This window comes from Sinorhizobium chiapasense, from assembly GCF_036488675.1.
Taxonomy (GTDB): domain Bacteria; phylum Pseudomonadota; class Alphaproteobacteria; order Rhizobiales; family Rhizobiaceae; genus Sinorhizobium; species Sinorhizobium chiapasense.
Window position 1 is genome coordinate 90,136 of record NZ_CP133152.1, and the last position, 22,056, is coordinate 112,191.

23 protein-coding genes are annotated in these 22,056 nt (G+C 62.4%); 18 read left to right on the forward strand and 5 right to left on the reverse strand.

From position 1 onward, the window contains the following. The first annotated feature begins 92 nt into the window (after positions 1-92). From RB548_RS25135 to RB548_RS25190, 12 genes are all read left to right on the forward strand, one after another. Complete coding sequence (locus RB548_RS25135; RefSeq protein ID WP_331376477.1) at positions 93-1,265, forward strand: ABC transporter substrate-binding protein; 1,173 nt, start codon at positions 93-95, stop codon at positions 1,263-1,265. 67 nt (positions 1,266-1,332) lie between these two features. Beyond that, positions 1,333-2,196, forward strand: coding sequence for a branched-chain amino acid ABC transporter permease (locus RB548_RS25140; RefSeq protein ID WP_331376478.1), 864 nt, complete (start codon positions 1,333-1,335; stop codon positions 2,194-2,196). A gap of 5 nt (positions 2,197-2,201) precedes the next feature. Continuing rightward, positions 2,202-3,203, forward strand: a complete 1,002-nt coding sequence (locus RB548_RS25145) for a branched-chain amino acid ABC transporter permease (protein ID WP_331376479.1) — start codon at positions 2,202-2,204, stop codon at positions 3,201-3,203. Then, positions 3,200-3,964 (forward strand): ABC transporter ATP-binding protein, encoded by a 765-nt coding sequence (locus RB548_RS25150; protein WP_331376480.1) that lies wholly within the window; start codon positions 3,200-3,202, stop codon positions 3,962-3,964. The genes RB548_RS25145 and RB548_RS25150 overlap by 4 nt, the downstream gene beginning before the upstream one ends. Then, complete coding sequence (locus tag RB548_RS25155) at positions 3,945-4,661, forward strand: ABC transporter ATP-binding protein (RefSeq protein ID WP_331376481.1); 717 nt, start codon at positions 3,945-3,947, stop codon at positions 4,659-4,661. The genes RB548_RS25150 and RB548_RS25155 overlap by 20 nt, the downstream gene beginning before the upstream one ends. 106 nt (positions 4,662-4,767) lie before the next feature. After that, positions 4,768-5,790 carry a LacI family DNA-binding transcriptional regulator gene (locus RB548_RS25160; RefSeq protein ID WP_331376482.1) on the forward strand — a complete coding sequence of 341 codons (1,023 nt, stop codon included), beginning with the start codon at positions 4,768-4,770 and terminating at the stop codon, positions 5,788-5,790. A 118-nt stretch (positions 5,791-5,908) separates the two neighbouring features. Continuing rightward, complete coding sequence (locus RB548_RS25165; protein ID WP_331376483.1) at positions 5,909-6,577, forward strand: amino acid ABC transporter permease; 669 nt, start codon at positions 5,909-5,911, stop codon at positions 6,575-6,577. 10 nt (positions 6,578-6,587) lie between these two features. Next, positions 6,588-7,244, forward strand: coding sequence for an amino acid ABC transporter permease (locus tag RB548_RS25170; protein ID WP_331376484.1), 657 nt, complete (start codon positions 6,588-6,590; stop codon positions 7,242-7,244). Positions 7,245-7,289: 45 nt separating this feature from the next. Further along, on the forward strand, positions 7,290-8,087 hold the full coding sequence (locus RB548_RS25175) for a transporter substrate-binding domain-containing protein (protein WP_331376485.1): 798 nt from the start codon (positions 7,290-7,292) through the stop codon (positions 8,085-8,087). Between the two features lie 20 nt (positions 8,088-8,107). Beyond that, on the forward strand, positions 8,108-8,887 hold the full coding sequence (locus RB548_RS25180) for an amino acid ABC transporter ATP-binding protein (RefSeq protein WP_331376486.1): 780 nt from the start codon (positions 8,108-8,110) through the stop codon (positions 8,885-8,887). A gap of 157 nt (positions 8,888-9,044) precedes the next feature. Next, positions 9,045-9,953 (forward strand): 2-hydroxyacid dehydrogenase, encoded by a 909-nt coding sequence (locus tag RB548_RS25185; protein ID WP_408642488.1) that lies wholly within the window; start codon positions 9,045-9,047, stop codon positions 9,951-9,953. 16 nt (positions 9,954-9,969) lie between these two features. Then, positions 9,970-10,293 (forward strand): EthD family reductase, encoded by a 324-nt coding sequence (locus RB548_RS25190; RefSeq protein WP_331376488.1) that lies wholly within the window; start codon positions 9,970-9,972, stop codon positions 10,291-10,293. 118 nt (positions 10,294-10,411) lie between these two features. Here the strand turns inward: RB548_RS25190 and RB548_RS25195 are convergent, their stop codons facing one another. The 3 genes from RB548_RS25195 to RB548_RS25205 all read right to left on the reverse strand — a co-directional run bounded on the left by RB548_RS25195 (position 10,412) and on the right by RB548_RS25205 (position 13,411). Further along, positions 10,412-11,473 (reverse strand): aldo/keto reductase, encoded by a 1,062-nt coding sequence (locus tag RB548_RS25195; protein ID WP_331376489.1) that lies wholly within the window; start codon positions 11,471-11,473, stop codon positions 10,412-10,414. Positions 11,474-11,517: 44 nt separating this feature from the next. Beyond that, positions 11,518-12,177 (reverse strand): aspartate/glutamate racemase family protein, encoded by a 660-nt coding sequence (locus tag RB548_RS25200; RefSeq protein ID WP_331376490.1) that lies wholly within the window; start codon positions 12,175-12,177, stop codon positions 11,518-11,520. A gap of 142 nt (positions 12,178-12,319) precedes the next feature. Further along, positions 12,320-13,411, reverse strand: coding sequence for a LacI family DNA-binding transcriptional regulator (locus RB548_RS25205; protein WP_331376491.1), 1,092 nt, complete (start codon positions 13,409-13,411; stop codon positions 12,320-12,322). Positions 13,412-13,612: 201 nt separating this feature from the next. On the opposite strand from RB548_RS25205, the gene RB548_RS25210 reads away from it, so the two are divergent. The 6 genes from RB548_RS25210 (at position 13,613) to RB548_RS25235 (ending at position 20,029) form a co-directional block, all read left to right on the forward strand. Beyond that, a complete protein-coding gene (locus RB548_RS25210) occupies positions 13,613-14,644 on the forward strand; it encodes an ABC transporter permease (RefSeq protein ID WP_331376492.1) in 1,032 nt (343 codons plus the stop codon). Positions 14,645-14,669: 25 nt separating this feature from the next. Beyond that, positions 14,670-15,680 (forward strand): substrate-binding domain-containing protein, encoded by a 1,011-nt coding sequence (locus tag RB548_RS25215; protein ID WP_331376493.1) that lies wholly within the window; start codon positions 14,670-14,672, stop codon positions 15,678-15,680. An 89-nt stretch (positions 15,681-15,769) separates the two neighbouring features. Continuing rightward, positions 15,770-17,320, forward strand: coding sequence for a sugar ABC transporter ATP-binding protein (locus RB548_RS25220; protein ID WP_331376494.1), 1,551 nt, complete (start codon positions 15,770-15,772; stop codon positions 17,318-17,320). A 98-nt stretch (positions 17,321-17,418) separates the two neighbouring features. Continuing rightward, a complete protein-coding gene (locus RB548_RS25225) occupies positions 17,419-18,351 on the forward strand; it encodes an ABC transporter permease (RefSeq protein ID WP_408642489.1) in 933 nt (310 codons plus the stop codon). 22 nt (positions 18,352-18,373) lie between these two features. Then, complete coding sequence (locus tag RB548_RS25230; RefSeq protein WP_331376496.1) at positions 18,374-19,375, forward strand: dihydroxyacetone kinase subunit DhaK; 1,002 nt, start codon at positions 18,374-18,376, stop codon at positions 19,373-19,375. 9 nt (positions 19,376-19,384) lie between these two features. Next, positions 19,385-20,029 (forward strand): dihydroxyacetone kinase family protein, encoded by a 645-nt coding sequence (locus tag RB548_RS25235; protein ID WP_331376497.1) that lies wholly within the window; start codon positions 19,385-19,387, stop codon positions 20,027-20,029. A gap of 62 nt (positions 20,030-20,091) precedes the next feature. Here the strand turns inward: RB548_RS25235 and RB548_RS25240 are convergent, their stop codons facing one another. Both RB548_RS25240 and RB548_RS25245 read right to left on the reverse strand, forming a co-directional pair. Beyond that, a complete protein-coding gene (locus tag RB548_RS25240; RefSeq protein ID WP_331376498.1) occupies positions 20,092-21,654 on the reverse strand; it encodes an adenylate/guanylate cyclase domain-containing protein in 1,563 nt (520 codons plus the stop codon). A 19-nt stretch (positions 21,655-21,673) separates the two neighbouring features. Next, positions 21,674-22,039 (reverse strand): response regulator, encoded by a 366-nt coding sequence (locus RB548_RS25245; RefSeq protein WP_331376499.1) that lies wholly within the window; start codon positions 22,037-22,039, stop codon positions 21,674-21,676. Positions 22,040-22,056 lie beyond the last annotated feature (17 nt).

Genomic DNA, 22,056 nt, shown 5'->3' on the forward strand with positions numbered 1-22,056 from the left:
TGTTGGACATGACAGACTGACGACGATGAGGTTGAACGCTAATAAATAAGCGATGCCGGACGGGAGTGAGCCGGGTATCGCAGGGAGGAAAAATGAAACGGACAATTCTCGCCGCGCTGGCGGCATTGGCAACGAGCGGCGCGGCCGCGGCCGACACGATCAAGGTCGGCGTGATCGGGCCATTTTCGGGCCCGTTCGCGCTGCAGGGCAAGAATTTCAAGGCCGGCATCGATGCCTATATGGCGTTGAACGGCAGCAAGGTCGGCGACGACGACGTCGAGGTCATCTACCGGGACGTGCCGCAGGCGGATCCGGCCCAGTCCAAGGCGCTCGCGCAGGAGCTCGTCGTCAAGGAGGGCGTGCAGTATCTCGCCGGCTTCTATTTCACCCCCGACGCGATGGCGGTGACGCCGCTGCTCGAGCAGGGGAATGTGCCGCTGGTGGTCATGAATGCCGCGACCTCCGCGATCGTCACCAAGAGCCCGCTGGTCGTGCGCACCTCGTTCACGCTTTGGCAGACCTCCACACCGATCGCCAAGGTCGCGAAGGATGCCGGCGTCTCGAAGATCATTTCGGTCGTCAGCGACTACGGCCCGGGCGTCGACGCCGAAAACGCCTTCAAAAAGGGGTTCGAGGCAGTGGGCGGTGAGATCGTCGAGGCGATCCGCATGCCGCTCGCCACCAACGATTTTTCGCCGATCATGCAGCGCATCAAGGATTCGGGCGCCCAGGGCGTCTTCGCCTTCCTGCCGTCCGGCCCGACGACGCTCGGTTTCGTCAAGGCCTTTAACGAGAACGCCCTCAAGGACGCAGGCATCAAGCTCTTTGCGCCGGGCGACCTGACGCAGGAGTCCGACCTTCCGGCGCTGGGTGAAGCCGCGCTCGGCCTTCAGACGACATTCCACTATGCCGTCTCGCACGACTCGCCGGAAAACAAGACCTTTGTCGAAGCGGCCGGCAAGGCGATCGGCAACCCCGCCGAACTTTCCTTCCCTTCCGTCGGCGCTTACGACGGCATGCACGTCATCTACAAAATGATCGAGGCGACCGGCGGCGAGCAGGATGCGCAAAAGGCGGTCGATGCGGTCAAGGGACTTTCCTGGGCGAGCCCGCGCGGGCCGGTGTCGATCGATCCGGAATCGCGCCACATCATCCAGAACATCTATCTGCGCGAGGTCGCCAAAGCCGAGGACGGATCCTACTACAACAAGGAGATCCAGACCTTCGAAAAGCAGGGCGACCCCGGCCTTGCGGCGCTGAAATAGGAACGGCCGACTATTTCGATGCGGGGTCGCGGTGCTGCTCCGCATCATCGGGAAACAGGATGGGTAGATGCAAACCGTCTTCAGCATAGCGGTCGACGCGCTCGCTTACGGCATGGTTCTGTTCGTGATTTCGATCGGTCTTTCCGTCACCATGGGGCTTATGCGGGTGGTCAATCTCGCCCATGGCGCCTTCGCCATGATCGGCGGCTACATTGCCTCCTATGCGGCGCGGGACCTGGGGCTCGGCTATGGGATCGCACTGATGATCGCCGTTTTTGGCACGATCGTCATCGCCATCCCGATCGAGCGGCTGCTGTATCGCCGGATCTACGGGGCGCCGGAACTGACGCAGGTCTTGATGACGATCGGTATCACTTTCTGCATCATCGGCATCGCCAACTATGTCTTCGGCCCGACGCTGAAGACGATCCCTCTGCCGTCGAGACTTCAGGGATCCGTCGATCTCGGCTTCCGTTCGATCGCCACCCACCGCCTGTTCGCGATCCTTTGCGGCCTCGCCGTTGCCGCCGCCCTCTGGTACGCGATCGAGAAGACCGCTTTCGGCGTGAAGCTGAGGGCGGCCGTCGACAACGCTGCGATGGCGGCAGCCCTCGGAGTGCGCACCGAAATCGTCTATGCGGTGAGCTTTGCCATTGCCGTCGGCCTCGCTGCCCTGGGCGGTGTGTTGGGCGCCGAACTGCTCCCGGTCGAACCCTATTACGCCCTGCGCTACATGGTGACCTTCCTCGTCGTCGTATCCGTCGGTGGGGCGGGCTCGATACCGGGCGCCCTCGTTGCCTGCCTGTTGCTCGGCGGCATCGATACCGCGGGCCGCTACCTGATGCCGGAATTCGGCGAGTTCTTCTTCTATCTCGCCGTCATCGCAATCGTCTGCGTATTCCCGCGCGGCCTTGCCGGGAGAACGAGATAGTGACCATGGCGACGATGAACGAAGCACTGGCGAGAGCGCATGGCAATCGGCGAAAGTTCGGCCGCGACCTTGTCGGCCTTTCGGTGATCCTCGGGCTGGCCGTTGTCGGCTACCTTTTGTTTCCAAATAACCTGGCGCTGCTCACGCGCATGACGGCGATCGCGCTCCTGGTGCTGTCTCTCGACCTCGTGACCGGCTATTGCGGGGTGGCGACGCTCGGCCATGCGGCTCTGTTCGGAACCGGCGCCTATGCGGCCGGCATCGCCGCCGTCCACTTCGGCATCACGGATCCGCTGCTCATGCTCGCCTGCGGCATTTTCGGCGGTATTGTTGCGGGGCTTCTCTGCGGCGTGGTCATCCTCAGAGCCCACGGCCTCCCGCAGCTCGTTCTGTCGATCGCCCTCATCCATCTCTTCCACGAGTTCGCCAACAAGGCGTCATCCTGGACGGGCGGCAGCGACGGGCTCGCTGGCATCGCGCCCGATCCGCTGCTCGGGCTCTTCGCGTTCGACCTTTGGGGCCGCACGGCTTACGTCTTCGGCATCGTCCTTCTTGCTGTAGCGTTCACGCTCTTGCGCCTTATCGTGCGCTCGCCCTTCGGCATGCTCTGCCGCGGCATCAAGGAGGATCCGATCCGCATTCGCGCGATGGGCGCCGCGCCGAAGGTGACCTTGGTCAAGATGTACATGATTTCCGGTGCGGTGGCCGGTGCGGGTGGCGCGCTCAACGCCATCTCGACCCAGGTCGTCGGTCTCGACAGCCTCTCCTTCACCCTCTCCGCGGAGAGCCTGGTCATGCTGGTTCTCGGCGGCACCGGCTCGCTCTTCGGCGCGCTGACCGGCACGATCGTGTTCATGTTCTTCGAGGATATCGTTTCGGCCGCCAATCCCTTCCATTGGCTGACCATGGTCGGTGCCCTGCTGATCGCAGTCGTACTGTTTGCGCCCAAGGGACTCTACGGCACGAGCGCCGGCGCCGTGACCAGATGGCGGGAGACGCGCCGATGAGTGCGATCTTCGAGGTTCGCAACCTGAAGCGATCCTTCGGCGGTCTCGCCGTCACCAACGATGTCAGCCTTGCCATGCGGCCTGGCGACCGCGTGGCATTGATCGGCCCGAACGGCGCCGGAAAGACGACCTTCGTCAATCTCGTCACCGGCAACCTGACGCCCGACTCTGGCGAGGTCCGGATCAGCGGTGAAGATATCACCCGGGTCGATGCCATCGGACGTGTGCGGCGAGGCCTCGTGCGATCGTTCCAGGTGACGCGTCTCTTCCAGGAGATGACGCCGGCCGAACATGTGGCGCTTGCGGTGCTGCAGCGCGACGGTCGGGCAGGGCGCCTGTTCGGGAATTACCTCGCAATGCCCGAGGTCATGGCGGAGGTCGGCGATCTCATCGGCAAGCTCGGACTGCGCGACCTGATGCACCGGCGTGTGAGAGAAATCGCCTACGGCCAACAGCGGCTTTTGGAGATCGCCGTGGCATTGGCGCTGAAGCCCCGGGTGCTGCTGCTCGACGAACCGGCTGCCGGCGTGCCGCAAAGCGACACGGGCCGCATCGAGCAGGCGCTGGCCGATCTTCCGTCAGACCTTGCCGTGCTGATGATCGAGCATGACATGGACCTTGTCTTCCGCTTCGCAAAGCGGGTGATCGTGCTCGCCGCCGGCACGATCATCTTCGACGGTTTGCCGTCGGAGGTGACCAAGGATCCGCGGGTGCGCGAAGCCTATCTGGGGAGCTATGCCAATGCCGGCCACGCCGCTTGAGGTCGAGAATCTGTCCGCAGGCTACGGGCCGACGCGGGTGCTTGAAGGCATTTCTTTTTCGGTGCCGGCTGGCGCGCGTCTTGCCGTGCTCGGGCGAAACGGCATGGGGAAGACGACGCTGCTTGCGACGCTCGCCGGCCAGACGCGCCGCTACGAAGGGCGCATCCGCATCGGCGAGACCGATGTCACCGCGCTGCCGAGCGCATCGCGGGCCTTGAGTGGTCTCGGCTTCGTGCCGCAAGCGCGCTGCGTCTTTCCGACCCTCACCGTCGAGGAGAACCTCTTCGTCGGGCTCAAGGGCCGGCCGAAGAGCGCCCTCAGGGAAGCCTATGACATGTTCCCGCGTCTCCATGAGCGGCGCCGGAACCTCGGCTCGCAACTCTCCGGCGGCGAGCAGCAGATGCTGTCGACCGCCCGCTCGATCCTCGGACGGCCCTCGGTGCTGCTGCTGGACGAGCCGCTCGAAGGCCTGGCACCGGTCATTTGCGAAGAGCTCATGAAGGTCTTTGCGGAGCTCGCGAAAACCGGCGACATGACGATATTGCTCGTCGAGCAGCGGATACAGAGCGCGCTGGATTTCGCCGACCATGTCATCGTGTTGGAGCGGGGACGGATCGCATGGAGCGGAACTCCGGTGGAGCTTTCGCAGGATCACGCGGCCGTCGAACGGCTGCTGGGTGTTGGTAGCCTGCACTAGCAGAACGGAGCCATTGGGTGGCGGCACCAGATATGCGGCAGCGTTTGCCTGACTTACGTTGTCGACTATAGTTCTCCCACCGCCATTCTTATCCCATTGGTATTCAATGTCCTTTGACGAACGAAAAAAGACTCGCGTTACGCTTCTGGATGTTGCGCGACATGCAAACGTCTCCCGCGCGACCGCATCCCTTGTTCTCCGCAAGAGCCCCCTGGTTGGCAGCGAGACGCGCTCGCGCGTCGAGCAGGCGATGCGAGACCTCGGCTATGTCTACAATATCGGCGCGGCTCGCCTGCGCGTCGAACGCAGCCAGATCATCGGCGCCATTGTCCCCAATCTCACCAACCCTTTCTTTGCGGAGCTCCTCTCAGGCATTGAGGAGGTGATCGGGGAGACCGGCAAGGTGGTCATCCTCGCCAACAGCGGGGACCGCGTCGAGCGGCAGGCAACGCTGCTGCAACGCATGCGTGAACACGGCGTGGACGGGGTCATTCTGTGCCCGGCCGCACGCACGGCGCCAGCTTTGTCTGAAGAGATCGCGGATTGGGGTATGCCCGTCGTACAGGTGTTGCGCCATATCTCCTTCAACATCGACTATGTCGGCGCCGATTATGCCGCCGGGATGCGCCAGGCGGTGGACTATCTTGCTTCGCTCGGCCACGAGAAGATCGCCTTTGCCGCCCATGGCTCGGTCCAATCGGCCTATCAGGAACGCGTCGACGGATTCCGCGACGCCATGCTGTCGAAGGCGCTCGATCCCGGCATCCTGATCCACTTTCCGACGCAGCTCGGAGAAATCGCCAGTGCAACGCATCTTCTGTTCGATCAGGCGACGCGGCCAACTGCGGTGATCTGTTTCAATCATCTTGTGGCCCTCGGCCTCGCCGCGGGGCTTCACGACTGCGGATTGACGATCGGTCGCGATCTCTCGCTGATCGGCTTCGACGATGTGGCGGATGAAGAAGCCATCCGGCCCAAACTCACGTCGGTCTCGACCGGGCCGGTGACGATCGGCGAAATGGCGGCGCGGCTTCTCCTCGAACGCATCACCAATCCCCACTTGCCGCCGCGCCGCGTGGTGAACGAAACCACCTTGAACATTCGGCAGTCCTGTGGCCGACCCATGTGAAAATTGACCCTCATTTGCGGTTGACGCTCGCCGGGAAACATTTTAGATCGATCTAAGTAACCAGGATCGCGGGAGAGGCGCGACGTCCGGTCTCGGCATTTTGGGAGGAGGTCCCTGCATGTACGATTTCAATTTTGCGCCCGTCCTGGCGGCGTTCGACCAGTTGCTGATCGGCGCGTGGCTGACCGTCCGCCTGTCGTGCGCCGCCATGCTGATCGGCCTCGCCGTCTCCATTTTTTGCGCCTGGGGAAAGACGTCCGGGCCGAAGATGCTGCGTGCGGTGATCGACGGCTATATCGAGATCATCCGCAACACCCCCTTCCTGGTGCAGATCTTCTTCATCTACTTCGGTATGCCATCGCTTGGCCTGAGGCTCTCGCCGAACAGCGCGGCGCTCCTGGCGCTCGTTGTCAATCTCGGTGCCTATGGCACCGAGATCATTCGCGCCGGCATCGAGTCGATCCACAAGGGCCAGGTGGAGGCGGGGTGGGCCCTGGGCCTGTCGAGGGCGCAGATCTTTCGCTACATCATCATGAAGCCGGCACTGCGCACCGTCTTTCCTGCGCTCACCAGCCAGTTCATCTACCTGATGCTGAACACCAGCGTCGTGTCGGTGATCTCGGCGGATGACCTGACTGCCGCCGGAAACGACCTCCAATCCGCGACCTTTGCGAGCTTCGAGGTCTATATCACCGTCACCCTGATCTATCTCGCCTTGTCGGTCGGCTTCTCCGCGCTGTTCTACGCGATCGAGAAAATGGCCTTCAAATATCCGCTCAGCCGCTAGGAGCACCGCCATGATCAGAGTCTTCGGCTGGAACGAGTTCCTCATCATTGTTGTGGCGGCGCAGTGGACGATCGCGCTTTCGGCAATCGCCTTTGCCGGCGGCACCATCGGCGGACTGTTGATGGCGTTGATGCGCGTGTCGGAAGTCCGGGCTTTCCGTCGCTTCGCCACGGGCTTCATCCGCCTCTTCCAAGGAACGCCGCTGCTGATGCAGCTTTTCCTCGTGTACTTTGGCATGAATATCTTCGGCTTTGCGATCAACCCGTGGATTGCTGCGGCTGTTGCGCTTGCGCTCCACGCCAGTGCCTTTCTCGGCGAAATCTGGCGCGGCTGCATCGAGGCCGTGCCGAAGGGGCAGCGCGAAGCAGCGACGGCGCTTGGCCTGCGATATTATCATTCCATGCGCCACGTGATCCTGCCCCAGGCGACCCGCATCGCAGTCGCGCCGACGGTCGGCTTCCTGGTCCAATTGATTAAGGGCACGTCGCTCGCGTCGATCATCGGCTTCACCGAACTGACCCGACAGGGGCAGATCATCAACAATGCGACCTTCAGCCCATTCTTCGTCTTCGGCACGGTGGCAGCCATCTATTTCCTCTTGTGCTGGCCGCTGTCGCTGGTCGCACGGCGAATGGAAACCCGTTTTTCCCGCGCAACGGCACGTTGACGGGCCCCGCCGGCGGGAGGGCCGGCAAGTGAAAGGGAAGGAAGAATGAATATTTCGAGACGCATGGCAATGTCAGTTCTTGGCGCTGCACTTCTTGCCGGTTTCGTGTCCCCCGCCGCAGCGCAGACGGTGGAGGCGATCAAATCGGCCGGGACCGTCAAGGTTGGAATGCTGGTCGATTTCCCGCCGTTCGGGATCATGGACGCGAGCAACAACCCCGACGGCTACGACGCGGATGTCGCGAAATTGCTTGCCAAGGAACTCGGCGTCGAGGTCACGATCGTGCCCGTGACGGGTCCGAACCGCATCCCCTATCTGCAGAGCAACCAGGTCGACCTGCTCGTCGCTTCGCTGGGCATCACCGAAGAGCGCGCCAAGAACGTCGATTTCTCTCAGCCCTATGCCGGCATCTCGATCGGCGTGTTCGGCGCCCAGGATCTGGCTATCGCAAAACCGGAGGATCTGGCCGGCAAGACGATCGGCGTGGCGCGCGCCAGCACGCAGGACACGGCGGTCACCAAGATCGCGCCGCCGGACGCCAACATCCAGCGTTTTGACGACGACGCCAGTGCGGTGCAGGCATTGCTTTCCGGCCAGGTCGAGCTGATCGGCGTTTCCAACGTCGTCGCCCAGCAAATCGAGGCGGCCGCTCCGGGGCGATTCAATCAGAAGCTCGTGCTCAACCAGCAGGTTCAGGGCATCGCCGTCCGCAAGGGGTCGAGCGAGATGCTGAGCTTCGTCAACACCTTCCTCGACAAGGTCAAGGCGGACGGACAGCTCAATTCCATTCACGAGAAATGGCTTGGTTCCGCGCTGCCGGACTTCGTGACCAAAGCGAAATAGGAAAACGGGAGCCCCTCGCGATGAACATGGTAAGCGAAATCGCCTCCGCCCCCGGTGCGCGCGGGGCTTCTGATCCGGCCGTGCGCATGGAGGACGTCAACAAATGGTATGGGTCCTTTCATGCCCTGAAAAACGTCAACCTGACCGTTGGCCGCGGTGAACGGATCGTCATTTGCGGGCCTTCGGGCTCCGGCAAGTCGACGATGATCCGCTGCATCAATCAGCTCGAGACCATTCACTCGGGCAGCATCGTCGTCGATGGTCACGACCTGACCGCTGGCGGAAGGAATGTCGATCTGATCCGCCAGGAGACCGGCATGGTCTTCCAGCAGTTCAACCTGTTCCCCCATATGACGGTGCTCGAGAACTGCACGCTCGCTCCGATGAAAGTACGCGGCATCACGAAAGCCGAGGCCGAGGAGACCGCCATGAAGTTTCTTCGGCGTGTGCGTATCCCCGAGCAGGCGGCGAAATATCCGGCGCAGCTTTCCGGCGGACAGCAGCAGCGCGTGGCGATTGCGCGAGCGCTCTGCATGAATCCGAAGATCATGCTTTTCGACGAGCCGACCTCCGCGCTCGATCCGGAAATGGTCAAGGAGGTCCTGGACACCATGGTCGATCTCGCGAACGAAGGCATGACCATGCTGTGCGTGACGCACGAGATGGGCTTCGCACGAAGCGTAGCCGATCGTGTCGTGTTCATGGATCGCGGCGAGATCCTCGAAGTCGCAACGCCCGATACCTTCTTCGACGCTCCGCAGCACGAGCGCACGCGATTCTTCCTCGGCCAGATTTCCTGATCACCCGCCGAAGCAACTCAAGCGCCACCGTCGAAAGAATTGATGCGCTTTAAGTTTTTGTTTTCAGGCCTGTCGTCCCAAGACCGCTGCACAGTTTTGGGCGACATGCAGCAATCGGAGTTTAGACGTGAAACCAGACCTATTGCTCGTAGAGCCAATGATGCCGCTCGTCATGGAGGAGCTTCACCGGGATTATACGGTTCACAGCCTCTATGAGACCGCTGATCGGCCGACGCTCGAGGCGGCGCTCCCGTCGATCCGTGCGGTTGCGACCGGCGGCGGCACGGGCCTTTCCAACGACTGGATCGAGAAGCTTCCTTCATTGGGGATTATCGCGATCAACGGGGTCGGCACGGACAAGGTGGATCTTGTCCATGCGCGCAGCCGCAACATCGATGTGACGACGACGCCGGGCGTGCTCACGGACGACGTCGCGGATCTCGGTATCGCGCTCATGCTTGCGGTCCTGCGCCGGCTCGGCGACGGCGACAGGCTGGTGCGGGAGGGCCGCTGGGCGGCCGGCGAACAATTGCCGCTCGGCCACAGCCCGAAGGGCAAGCGGATCGGCGTGCTCGGCCTCGGTCAGATCGGGCGCGCACTGGCGCTTCGCGCGGAGGCCTTCGGCATGTCGGTGCGCTACTGGAACCGGTCCAGGCTGACCGACGTCGAGTGGGTGGCTCATGAGAGCCCAGCCGATCTCGCCCGCGACAGCGACGTGCTGGCCGTCTGCGTGGCGGCGAGCTCCGCAACCCAGAACATCGTCGACGCCTCCGTGCTTCAAGCACTCGGCCCGCAGGGCATCTTGGTCAATGTCGCGCGCGGCAGCGTCGTCGACGAGGACGCCTTGATCGAGGCGCTGAGGTCCGGAACGATCGCCGGTGCGGGGCTCGACGTCTTTGTCAACGAACCGAAGATCCGCAGCGAATTCTTTTCAACCCCGAATACCGTGCTCATGCCGCATCAGGGCAGTGCGACGGTCGAGACGCGGTTGGCCATGGGGAGACTGGTGCTCGCCAATCTCGCCGCCCATTTCGCCGGCCAAAAATCGCCGAACGTCGCCAACTGAAGCGGGAGAAGACAACATGATCGTTCGACAGGCCCTCTTCGAGGGCATGATCCATCCAGGTCGGGAAGAAGCATTCCGGACCTATGTCGCGGAGAAGCTGATGCCGCTTTGGCAGGCCTTTCCGGGTGTCCGGGAAGTCCGGGTTCTCCATGCCGTGGAGCGCGACGAAGGAGCGACGCCTTTCGCGATGATCCTTTCCACTGCCTATGACGACCGCGAGGCCCTGGCGCAGGCCCTTGAATCACCCGTGCGCTACGAGAGCCGCGAATTGACGAAGGGCCTGCTCGAGATGTTCGACGGGCACATCCACCACCATATATTCGAGCTTGACGGTCGCTGACGCGCCTGGGGCACCAAGCCTGATGGTCGACAAGGGGCCGGCCATCGAGCGAGCCTGCCCGGACGGCAGGTTCGCTCGCAATCGTAAATCGAAGTCCAAAGGCTCTCAGGGTGGGGTATCAGACCAACCCGAGATCCTCATAGCTCGCATGCAAAGCCCAGTCGGCGGGGCAGAAGCGGTCCTTCGCGAAATTGTGCTGGTGCCAATAGGGGTAGATGTAGGGTGGGCGGCTGACCTGGTTCAGGCGCTCCAGTTCCTCTTCGGAAAGCTTTAGATGGACCGCGGCGATATTGTCCCTGAACTGCTGTTCGCTCAGTCCGCCGACGACCAGCGTTGCGATGCCCGGCCGGGTCAGTGTCCAGGCGAGATTGACCTGTGCGACGCTGACGCCTCGCTCCGCGGCGATTTCCTCCAGGACATCGACGATGTTCCAAAGCCGCTCCTGATCGCGGATCGGCGGCTCCGTCCAGCCTGCGGCCTGGCGGGAGTCGGCCGGAGCCTTGTCACGGCCGAAGGCGCCGGAAAGCAATCCGGCTGCGAGCGGGCTCCAGACCATGACCCCGAGGCCTTGATCGACGGAGATGGGCAACAGCTCGTATTCCGCTTCGCGCGCCTCGAGCGTGTAATGGATCTGCTGGGTGACAAAGCGGGGCAGGTTTTTCGTTTCGGCGACACCGAGCGCCTTCATGATGTGCCAGCCCGAATAGTTGGAGCAGCCGATGTAGCGGATCTTGCCCTGCCGCATCAGAGTGTCGACGGCGGAAAGCATCTCCTCCACGGGGGTAAGGCCGTCCCACTCGTGCATGAAGTAGATGTCGATATGATCGGTGTCGAGGCGCTTGAGACTCCGCTCGCATTCGCGGATGAGGTGGTAGCGCGAAACGCCCTCATCGTTCGGACCGTCGCCGATCCGCATGCGTGCCTTCGAGGAAATCAGCACGCCGTCACGCTTGCCGGCGAGTGCCTCGCCGAGGATCTCCTCCGAGCGACCGAGCGAATACATGTTGGCGGTGTCGAAGAGGTTCACGCCGCCGTCAAGGCAGACATCGATGAGCCGTCGGGCGTCTTTTGCGTCCTGGTTTGCCACCTTCGCGAACGCGCCCACGCCGCCGAAGGAGAAGGTCCCCATCGTGATGGCCGAGACTTTGAGGCCGGAGCGGCCGAGTGTCCTGTATTCCATTGTTCACTCCCATCAATGAATTCAAGCTGGAGGCGCGGGCGGTCTCAGATGGATACCAGCTGCCTGGCGACATGGGCCATCCCAAGCTGCGGACTGGTCAGGAAGGGCACCGGTGTTTCATCACCCCGGTCGGCGAGCGCCGCGGCCATCGAAGCTTGGGCAAGCACCACGAGATCGGCAGTTTCCGCCAGCGACCGGTAGCCTTCCATCACCCGCGCGTCATGCGCCTCGCGATCGCCGGCGCTGAGCCGCTCGAACGCGCCCTCGCACAACACGGGCACGATCGTGCAGTCCTTTCCCGCGGCATTTGCGCAGTCCTGCAACAGCGCGCTTGTCGGGACCGGCGTCGTGGGAAGCGTCGCCAGCACGCCGACGCGCCGGGCGCGTTCCACGGCGGCCTCGGCCATGCCCTGATCGATGCGGAAGAGCGGTACGGAGGAGAGCGGCCGAATGAGGTCGACGGCACCGCCAAGCGTCGAGCACGTGACGACGATCGCATCCGCACCGGCCTCGGCGGCGGAGAAGACATAAGTGGCAAGCCGTTGCGTCGTCTTCTGGGAGAGCGCGCCGTCGCGCACGGTGTTGGCGAGCAGGCTTTCATCGACGATGTTGAAGCTCGTCCAGGCAGGCAGGGACCGCGTGACAAGCGGCCGAAACCTGGCCACGAGACGAGGCACCGTGTGTATCAGGGCCAGCGACGGCATCGCAAGTTCCTCCCATGGCAGGATGAAAAGCTACAGTGCCGCACGCCCAATCAGACGCGCAAAGGACGCTGTAACACTTTGAATTGCTGCATGTTTCTGTCCCTTGATCGGTTGCGATTTAAGGAAACATGCAGTAGGCGCTTCAATCCGCAGGCAGCTTCGCGGTCGCGGTCTTGCCCGACCGTCCTCCTGTCGGCTGCTTTTCTCCGCGCGAGTCGCTGGCGCGGACGACAAGGTCTGCTCCCACCAGAATCTTCACCGAGGGCTGCAGCTCGGAAGCATTGATCAGGTCGTCCAGAACGGTCACGGCAAGGTAACCGATCTTGCGCTTTGAAACCTCGATCGTCGTCAACGACGGTTCCATCGTTGCACTCTGCGGCAGATTGTCGAAGCCGATGACGGAGACGTCATCCGGGATGCGGATGCCGAACTCCTTGAGCGCCCGTATGAAGCCGTAGGCGATGATGTCGTTGGTGCAGAAATAGCATTCGGCGAGCTCTATGCCGGATTGCAGGAGCGCGCGCGTATCGGAATAGGCGCCGTCATAGGTCGACTCCAGCGAGATGATGTCTTCCTCACGCGGTTTCAGGCCGAGACGCGCCATGTTCTTGAAGAACGCGTCCCGCCGCAGCCTGAAGTTCGTGGTGTCGACATGGCTCGCCACGAAGCCGATGCGCCTGAAACCCTGCCGCTGGAATCGCGACAGCACCTTGTAGACGGCGTCCTCGTTGTTCATGTCGACGAAGTTGGCGTCGATCACGTCGTAGAACGTATCGATGAAAACCGTCGGCAGGCCCAGGCCTTGTATCAGGCGTATATCGGCCTCGGTGAGTTCGGTCCCCAACGCGATGACGCCACTGATCGGGGCACCGGCCAGCGATTCCGCCACGGAACTGATGGGCTGGCCTTCGAAACTGACGACCTCCAGCGTGTAGTTCCGGCGCGTGGCCTCCGCCGACATGCCGTCGATGTAGTCGGAAATGAAGACGCTGTGATCGCGATTAACCGTATGGCCATGTTTCGCAATCTTCAGGAACCGTAAAGTCTCGCCCGGCTCGGAACTGCTCTTGGTGGCGCGCGGCACGTAGTTGAGATTGGCGACCGCCTCCAGCACGCGCGCTCGCGTGACGCCGGAAATGTCCCCTTTCCCGTTCAGGACGAGGGAAACCGTAGCAGGCGAAACGCCCGCCGCGTCCGCGATATCCCGGATCGTCAGAGTCTTCTTTTCCTTCATGCGTGCCTGTCCGGATCCCCATTTCCATGCTGCGAAGGCGAAGGCGTTTAGTAAACAGATCTCCGGCCTGATTTGGAGGCGTAAGGCAAAAAACGCGCTTCCGCAACCGAAATCCATTGAAAATCAGCTTGCAGAAGGCAATCGGCTTTGATAACCAGTTTAGTAAAGTTTGCTATCGTTTACTAAACATGGGAGGAGACCATGCAAAAGACTGGCGGGCAGCTGGTTATGCTCGTTGCCATCAATTGCGTGCTGCTGGTCCTTGGCGCTGCCATATCGGGCGGCTCGTTCCTTTCGCTGTTCAATCTCCAGTCGATGGCGAGCCAGCTGCCGGAAATCGGCCTTCTGGCCGTTGGCGTCATGCTTGCCATGTGTGCCGGCAATGGCGGCATCGACCTCTCGGGCATTGCGCTTGCGAACCTCTCCGGCGTGCTCTCTGCGGTGATCGTGTCCTCCTTCCTGTCGAGCGCCGACAGCGAGACTGCTTTCAGCCTGGCATTCATTGCAGGCGCGATGGCGACAGGTTTCTTCGGTGGCCTGACCAACGGGCTCCTGATCTCAAAACTCAACATTACGCCGATTCTTTGTACGCTTGGCACGCAGATGGCGTTCATGGGGCTCGCGGTCGTCGTCTCCGGCGGCAAGGCCGTGATGGTGGGCAGTCCTGCGCTCTTATCCAGCATCGGCAACGATATGGTCCTTGAAGTGCCGATCAGCTTCGTGATCTTCGTCGTCGTGGCGGGATTGATCGCGGCCGCCTTGAAGTTCACGCCCTATGGGCTCTGGCTGATGTTGATGGGTACCAACCCGAAGGCGGCACTCTACGCAGGCTTTCCGAAGAATGGCGTGCTGGTGGCCACATATGCAATCAGCGGCACGCTTTCGGGATTGGCGGGCGTCATCATCGCCGCGCGCAACGTCAACGTGAAGTTCGACTACGGCAGCTCGTATCTGCTGATCGCGATCCTGATCGCGGTCATGGCCGGAGTGAAGCCCGAAGGCGGATACGGGCGCGTGATCTGTGTCATCCTCAGCGCCGTGGCGCTGCAGCTGATGTCCAGCCTGCTCAACTTTGGCGGCTTGTCCAACTTCGTGCGTGATTTCGCCTGGGGGCTGTTGCTGCTCACCTTCCTTGCCGTCGGTCGCTACGACCTGACCGGCTTTCTGTTTCCTGGCAATCGCCAGCCCGTTTCTTTGGCGCCGCGCCCTCACGCGCCGAAGCGAGACAACTGAGGGAAGCTTTGTTGTGGAGGAAAACATGAAAGCATTATCGAAGAAGATGCTGGCCGGCACTGCCGTCGCGGCAGCAATGCTTGCCGGTTCCGCAGGCGCCCTCGTGGCGCAGGAAAAGCCGGTCATTGCAACCGTCGTCAAGATCAGCGGCATTCCGTGGTTCGACCGCATGAACACCGGTGTGGACGCCTTCGCCGAGGTCAATCCGGACGTGGACGCGAGCCAGAGCGGCCCGGCCACCGCCGATTCCGCCCAGCAGCTCCAGATCATCCAGGACCTCGTCGCCAAGGGCGTCAATGCGCTTGCCGTCGTTCCGATGGATCCGGCCGTGCTCGAAGGCACCTTCAAGCGGGCGATGGAGCGTGGCATCGTCGTCGTGACGCATGAAGCGGACAACCAGACGAACACCAATGCGGATGTCGAGGCGTTCGACAACGCCGATTATGGCGCTGCGCTGAACGAGCGTCTGGCCGAATGCATGGGCAAAGAGGGCAAGTGGACCACCTTCGTCGGCTCGCTCGGCAGCCGCACCCACATGCAGTGGGTTGGCGCCGGCGAAGAGAACGCCAAGAAATATTCTGGCATGGAACTCGTGGACCCCAACAACGAATCCTTCGACGACGCCAACGGCACCTATGAGAAGGCCAAGGAGATCCTGCGCAAGCACCCGGATATCAAGGGCTTCCAGACCTCCGCCGGCAACGACGTCCTCGGCGTCGGCCGCGCGATCGACGAAGCCGGCCTGACGGGCAAGGTGTGCCTCGTCGGTACGGGTCTTCCGAACCCCTCCGCCGATCTGCTCGAGTCCGGCGCGATCACCGCCATCGGCTTCTGGGATCCGCAAAAGGCCGGCATGGCAATGAATGCGGTTGCCAAGCTCCTCCTCGCGAAGAAAGAGGTCACGAACGGCATGGATCTCGGCGTCGAGGGCTACAACAAGGTGACGGTGAAGAAGGGCGCGGGCGAAGGCCTGCTGATCGTCGGCAACGGCATGGTTCTCGCCGACAAGGCCACCTACAAGGAACACCTTTTCTAATCGCTCCCAAGCCGGCCGGGGACCTCCAAGGTCTCCGGCCGTTCCGCCGCGCCTACGCGGCGTTGGCAATTCACGAAGGATCCGACGTGTTGGCAAGAGCAAGTAGCGAGCAAGGCTTTGGCCGGTTTCTAGAGCTCCGGAACATCCAGAAATGGTTTGGCGGCGTGCACGCCCTGCGCGGCATCGACCTCACCCTTCAGCTTGGTGAGGCCTATCACCTTTTGGGCGAAAACGGCTGCGGCAAGAGCACGGTCATCAAGATCATGTCCGGGGCGCTTGAGCCGAGCGCCGGGGAGATCGTGCTGGACGGCCAGACCTTCACGGCCCTCACTCCGATCCAGTCGCTCGCCGCGGGGATCGAGACCGTATACCAGGATCTCTCACTTCTTCCGAACCTGACGGTCGCGGAAAACGTCGCTCTGAACGAGCAACTCGTCGGCGCCAATGGCCGCCTGGCGCGCCTCTTCGACCGCTCACGCCTCAGGCAGACTGCCGAGAAGGCGCTGGCCACTGTCGGTTTGCCGACGGACCGCACGTTCCTCAACACCACGGTTTCCGATCTTCCGCTTGCAGCGCGCCAGCTCGTGGCGATCGCCCGCGCTATCGCCACCCGTGCCAAGCTTGTCATCATGGACGAGCCCACCACCTCGCTTACTCGCCGCGAGGTCGACAGTTTGATCCGCGTCGTGGAACGGCTGCGTTCGGAGAATGTCGCGGTGCTGTTTGTCACCCACAAGCTCGACGAGTGCTACCGCATCGGCGGCCACGCCATCGTGTTCCGCGACGGGCAATGCGTGGCCCAGGGTCCGATTGAGAATTACAGCAAGAAGCAGCTTGCCGAGCTGATGACGGGACGCGTCATCGATTCCGAGCGCTACAGGATAGGCAAGCCGAGGGCTGCGGAGCTTCTGAACGTCAGCCGGCTGATGGCCGCCGGCGTTGAGGAAGCCAGCTTTGGCGTGCGGCAGGGCGAGATCCTCGGGATCACGGGGCTGGCGGACTCCGGCCGCAACGAGCTTGCCATGGCGATCGCTGGCGTCGAGCCCGCCGGTTCCGGCACGATCACCCTGGAGGGGCGCGACGTGTCCATAAGACGTCCTGCCGACGCGATCGCGAATGGCATCGGCTATGTCCCCGAAGATCGCCTCGCCGAAGGTTTGTTTCTCGACAAGTCCATTTTCGAGAACGAGATCGCGCTGATCATCACGAAACTCAGCAATGCGCTCGGGGTCGTAGACAAGGAAGAAGGCCGCACCATCGCTGCCCGCCTTTCGGAGGAGATGCGCCTCAACACCAAAGACCTCGATCTTCCGGTCGGTGCGCTTTCCGGCGGCAACCAGCAGCGCGTCCTGATCGGCCGCTGGCTCAGCATCGCACCGAAGCTGCTCGTCCTCCATGGCCCGACGGTCGGTGTGGACGTTGGCTCCAAGGATACGATCTATCGCGCCATCCAGTCCCTCGCCGAGGCTGGCATGGGCCTGATCATCGTCAGCGACGACCTGCCGGAGTTGCTCCAGAACGCCGACCGCATCCTCGTCATGAACAACGGACGCGTCGTTGCCGAGTTCGACGCGGAGCAGGCGACCGAGGACCAGCTCTACAGGGCAATGCTGACTTCGAAGATGGAGACCGTTCAATGAGTGCTTCACGGATCGAGGAGCTTCAGGAGAGCGCCCCCCAGACCCGGTCCTTCAGCCTGGGAGACCTGATCCGCAGGCGGCCGGAAACGATCACCTTCATGCTGTTGGTAGCGATTTGCGTCATCGTTACGGCAATCAATCCCGGTTTCCTCCAGCCTTCGACGCTGATCGACATCGGTCGCGCGAGCGTCGTGATGGGTCTGTTCGCCCTCGGCGTCTTTATCATCCTGGCGGCTGGCGGCATCGACGTCTCGTTCACGGCCATCGCGGCCTTCACGATGTATTCGCTGACGGTGCTGGTGCTCAATCACTTCCCCGCCATGCCGATTGCCGGCATTCTGGTCGCCGCCATCCTCGGCGGCACGCTTCTCGGCGTCATCAACGGTCTGTTGGTGCACCATTTGAAGGTGCCGTCGCTGATCGTGACGATCGGCACCCAGTATCTATTCCGCGGCTTCCTGCTCTCCTTCATCGGCACGGTATGGATCATGTCGCTGCCGCCGCAGATGGGTGCGTTCGGCCGCATGCCGCTCTTTCAGTTCGAGGCCGCGAACGGTGCCGTGGTCACGCTCCCCTTCTACTTCCTGATCCTGCCGATTGCCGCCCTGGTGACCTGGTGGATCCTGAACCGCACGCTGATGGGCCGCGCGATTTTTGCCGTCGGCGGGAACGCGAACATCGCCAGCCGCCTGGGCTACAATCTGCGCACGGTCCAGATCTTCCTGTTCGGTTACGCCGGGGCGCTGGCGGGACTTGCTGGCATCATCCACGTCTGTGCCAACAGGCAGGCCAATCCCTTCGATCTGGTCGGGACCGAGATCAACGTCATCGCAGCCGTCGTCCTCGGCGGTGCAAGGATCACCGGCGGCACGGGCACCGTTCTCGGAACCCTTCTCGGCGTACTTCTGATCGTCGTCATCAACAGCGTGCTCGTGATGGTGGGAATTCCCAGCACCTGGCAGCGGCTTGTCGTGGGCATTTTCATCCTGCTCGCCGCCGCCTTCTTCGTCACCCGTCAGCGCAAGAAATAAGCCCCTATCCAGAGAGGAATCCATGAAGAAGTTTCTGAACGACCCGGTCAATTTCGTCGACGAGATGCTGGAAGGCATCTATGGCGCGCACAAGGAACTGACCTATGTCGCCGATGACAAGCGCTGCATGGTGACGGCGAAGCCGAAGGCCGGCAAGGTCGGGATTGCGACCGGCGGCGGCTCCGGCCATCTGCCGCTCTTCCTCGGCTATGTCGGGGATGGCATGCTCGATGGCGCGGCCGTCGGCGGCGTCTTTCAGTCGCCGAGCGCCGAGCAGATGTACCAGGTCACCAAAAAGATCGACCAGGGCGCCGGCGTCCTCTACATCTACGGCAACTACAGCGGCGACATCATCAATTTCGACATGGCGGCCGAGCTTGCCGATCTAGATGGCATCCAGGTGAAGCAGGTGGTCGGCAACGACGACGTGGCTTCTTCCGTAGTGGGCGAGGAGCACAAGCGTCGCGGCGTCGCCGGCATCTTCTTCGTTTACAAGGCAGCCGGCGCGGCTGCGGCCGAGGGCCTGTCTCTCGACGAAGTGACCAGGATTGCCGACAAGGCGCGGTCGCGGACCCGGACTATGGGCGTCGCGCTGTCGAGCTGCGTCGTGCCGGAGATCGGGCACGCCACCTTCTCGATCGGCGAGGATGAAATGGAAATCGGCATGGGCATCCATGGCGAGCCCGGCATCAGCCGCAAGAAGCTGGCACCAGCCGACAAGGTCATCGACGAGATGATGGAGCGCATCTTCGCCGAAACGGACTACAAGCAAGGCGACAATGTCGCCGTGCTCGTCAACGGCCTCGGCGGCACGCCGATGGAAGAGCTTTACATTCTGTTCCGTCGTGTCGCACAGCTTCTCGATCAGCGCGGCGTCAAGGCAAAGCACGTTTGGGTCGGCGAATTCGCGACCTCGATGGAAATGGCTGGAGCCTCGGTTTCGGTGCTGCATCTCGACGAGGAGCTCGACCGGCTCGTTGCGGCACCTGCCAACACCCCGTTCTTCAAGCACTTTGCATCCTGAGGTGAGATGATGGACGCGATAAAGGCTTCCGACCTGATCCGGCTTTTCGAGACCTGGAAGTCGCTTTTTGCCGAACAGCGCGACTTCCTGATCTCGCTCGATGGCAAGGTGGGCGACAGCGACCTCGGCATTACCATGAGCAAGGCATTTGCCGCGGCCGCCGAGGCGGTTGCGGTCGAGGGCGAGGCGGCGGGCATTTCCAAGCTCCTGCGGACGGCAGGGGCGACGATGGCGCGGACTGCGCCGTCGACGATGGGGACGCTGACGGCGACCGGCTTCCTGCGTGCGAGCAAGGCGACCGAAGGCGCCGACGTATTGAGGACCGGCGAAGCGGCCGGGTTCTGGCGGGCGTTCCGCGACGGCGTCGCCGAGCGCGGAAAGGCGAAGTTGGGCGACAAGACCTTGCTCGACGTACTGGATCCGATCGCCGTTGCGCTTGAGACTGCGGCGGGCTCCGGCGAACCGCTCGCCAAGGCGCTCGCGGCGGCAGCGGATGCTTCGGAGCGCGCTCTTGAAGCCACCAAATCGATGCTGGCGCAACATGGCAAGGCAGCCGCCTTCCAGGAGAAAACCATCGGCCTCCAGGATGCAGGCGCCACAGTCGGCTATTTTCTCATCAAGACCATGGCCGAGTTCGCCGCATCCGACAGGTGACCGGTCGCCCCGCGCCCGCAAGGGCGCGGCGGCGGGAACCTCTCAGTGGCGATCCGAATTGGCTACTGCACAAGGTAGGTTTCGATCGTGCCAATGCCCCGCAGATCCAGGGCGCAGCGCGGTTCGAGCGTCCACTGGCCATGGAGTGAGCGCCTGGTCGCCTCGGAGATCTGGATGCCATCGGCAACTCCCTGCGACTCGAGGCGGCTGGCAATGTTCACGGTTTCTCCCCAGACGTCGTAGACAAAACGAAGCCGACCGATCAGGCCGGCGACAACCGGTCCCGAATGGATTCCGATCCGGACCCGAAAGCGGTCGCGCTCGGGAGCCATGTCCCTCAATGTTTCAAGCATGGACTTCGCAAGGGCCACGAGCCTGTCGGCGTGATCGGCCGCGGGTTCCGGAATCCCGCAAGCGGCCATGTAGGCATCGCCGATGGTCTTGATCTTCTCCACGCCGTGCTGTTCCGTCAGGACGTCGAAGCGGCTGAACATCCCGTCCAGTCTGCTGACGAGATCGGACGGTGGCAGCCTTGTCGCGATGGCGGAGAAGCCGACGATATCTGCAAAGAGAATGGAAACCTCTTCGAAGCGGTCGGCGATGATCTCTTCGCCCTCCTGCAATCGGGTAACGATCTGGTCGGGCAGGATCGCGTGAATGAGCGTATCGGCTCGCCGTTTCTCCGTTTCTATCTGCTGAAGATAGCGGTGCTCGCGGTCGAGCCAGCGCTTCTTCTCGAGCGTCGAGTTGATGCGTGCGCGCAGCAGGACCGGATTGAACGGCTTCGTCAGATAGTCGTCGGCTCCAGCTTCGATGCATCGGGCCACCGCCGCGACTTCGCTCAAGCCCGATATCATGATCACCGGGACGTGCCGCCATCGGCCCTCCGACTTCAGTCGTGAGAGCATCTCTATGCCGTTCATGTCGGGCATCAGTATATCGAGCAGAATAAGATCGAACTCGTCCTCGGCCAGTCTTGCGAGCGCCGACAGTCCGGATTCGGCGGTGGCGACGCGATGACCCTCGCGCCGCAGCCTGCGGGATAGAAGATCACGATTGCTGGCAACGTCGTCAACGACGAGAATTCTGCCACCCTGATCCGGCCATGCGACATGCTCGGTCGTGAACAGGAGCCGTTCAAGCCCCTCCGCGTCGATTTCGGCTTTCTCCCCCGACTGGAGCGTCTCGATCGATTCGCCGCGCGAAAGGCCCGCAATGGCATCGACCTGCTTCAAAAGCTCGGCCGCCGCCGCAAGTATGACGCCGAGATCCTCCTTCAGCGGGTGCTCGTCCGAATCCCTTGCGTCTTCGAGCAGCATTTCCGAATAGCCGATGATGGCGTTGAGCGGCGTGCGCAGATCATGGCGGAGCCTTGCCTCCGCCTCCGCTTCCGGGATCTGCGCAGAGCAGGCCGTGCCGTCGAGCAGGTGATCGACGAGGCCGTTCAGTTGCCTGGCGGCGGTGCCGATCCGCTCCAGGTCGGGCTGCATGTGGCGCAGGCCGAGATCCCGCGCCTGCTCGATAAGCAGCTCCTGAAAACCCGAAATCGCGCGAGCGGGGCCGGCCAACTTCTGGGCCACATGCGCGGCGATCGCCTGGCGCTGGAATTCGTTCCCGATACTCATCCTGCAGATGCCCTTCAATCTAGGTTGCGAGCAACTGCTCGATCTTCCGGACGAGCTGCGGCAGGTCGACTGGCTTGCTGTCATAGTCGTCGCAGCCAGCCTCGAGCGCCATGTCGCGGTCGCTCGCCATTGCGTGCGCAGTGAGCGCGATGACTGGTATTCCTTGCGTCACCGGATTGGCCTTGATGCGTCGCGTCGCCTCCCAGCCGTCCATTATGGGCAGGCTCATGTCCATGAGAATGAGGTCGGGCTTTTCCGATGCAGCAAGCTCGACGCCCGCCTTGCCATTTTCGGCGATCAGCACGTCGAAACCGCGACGAGACAATCGTCGCGAAAGCATGTCGCGGTTCATTTCATTGTCTTCCACCAGAAGGATTCTCGTCATTTCCGGTTCCTCCGGCC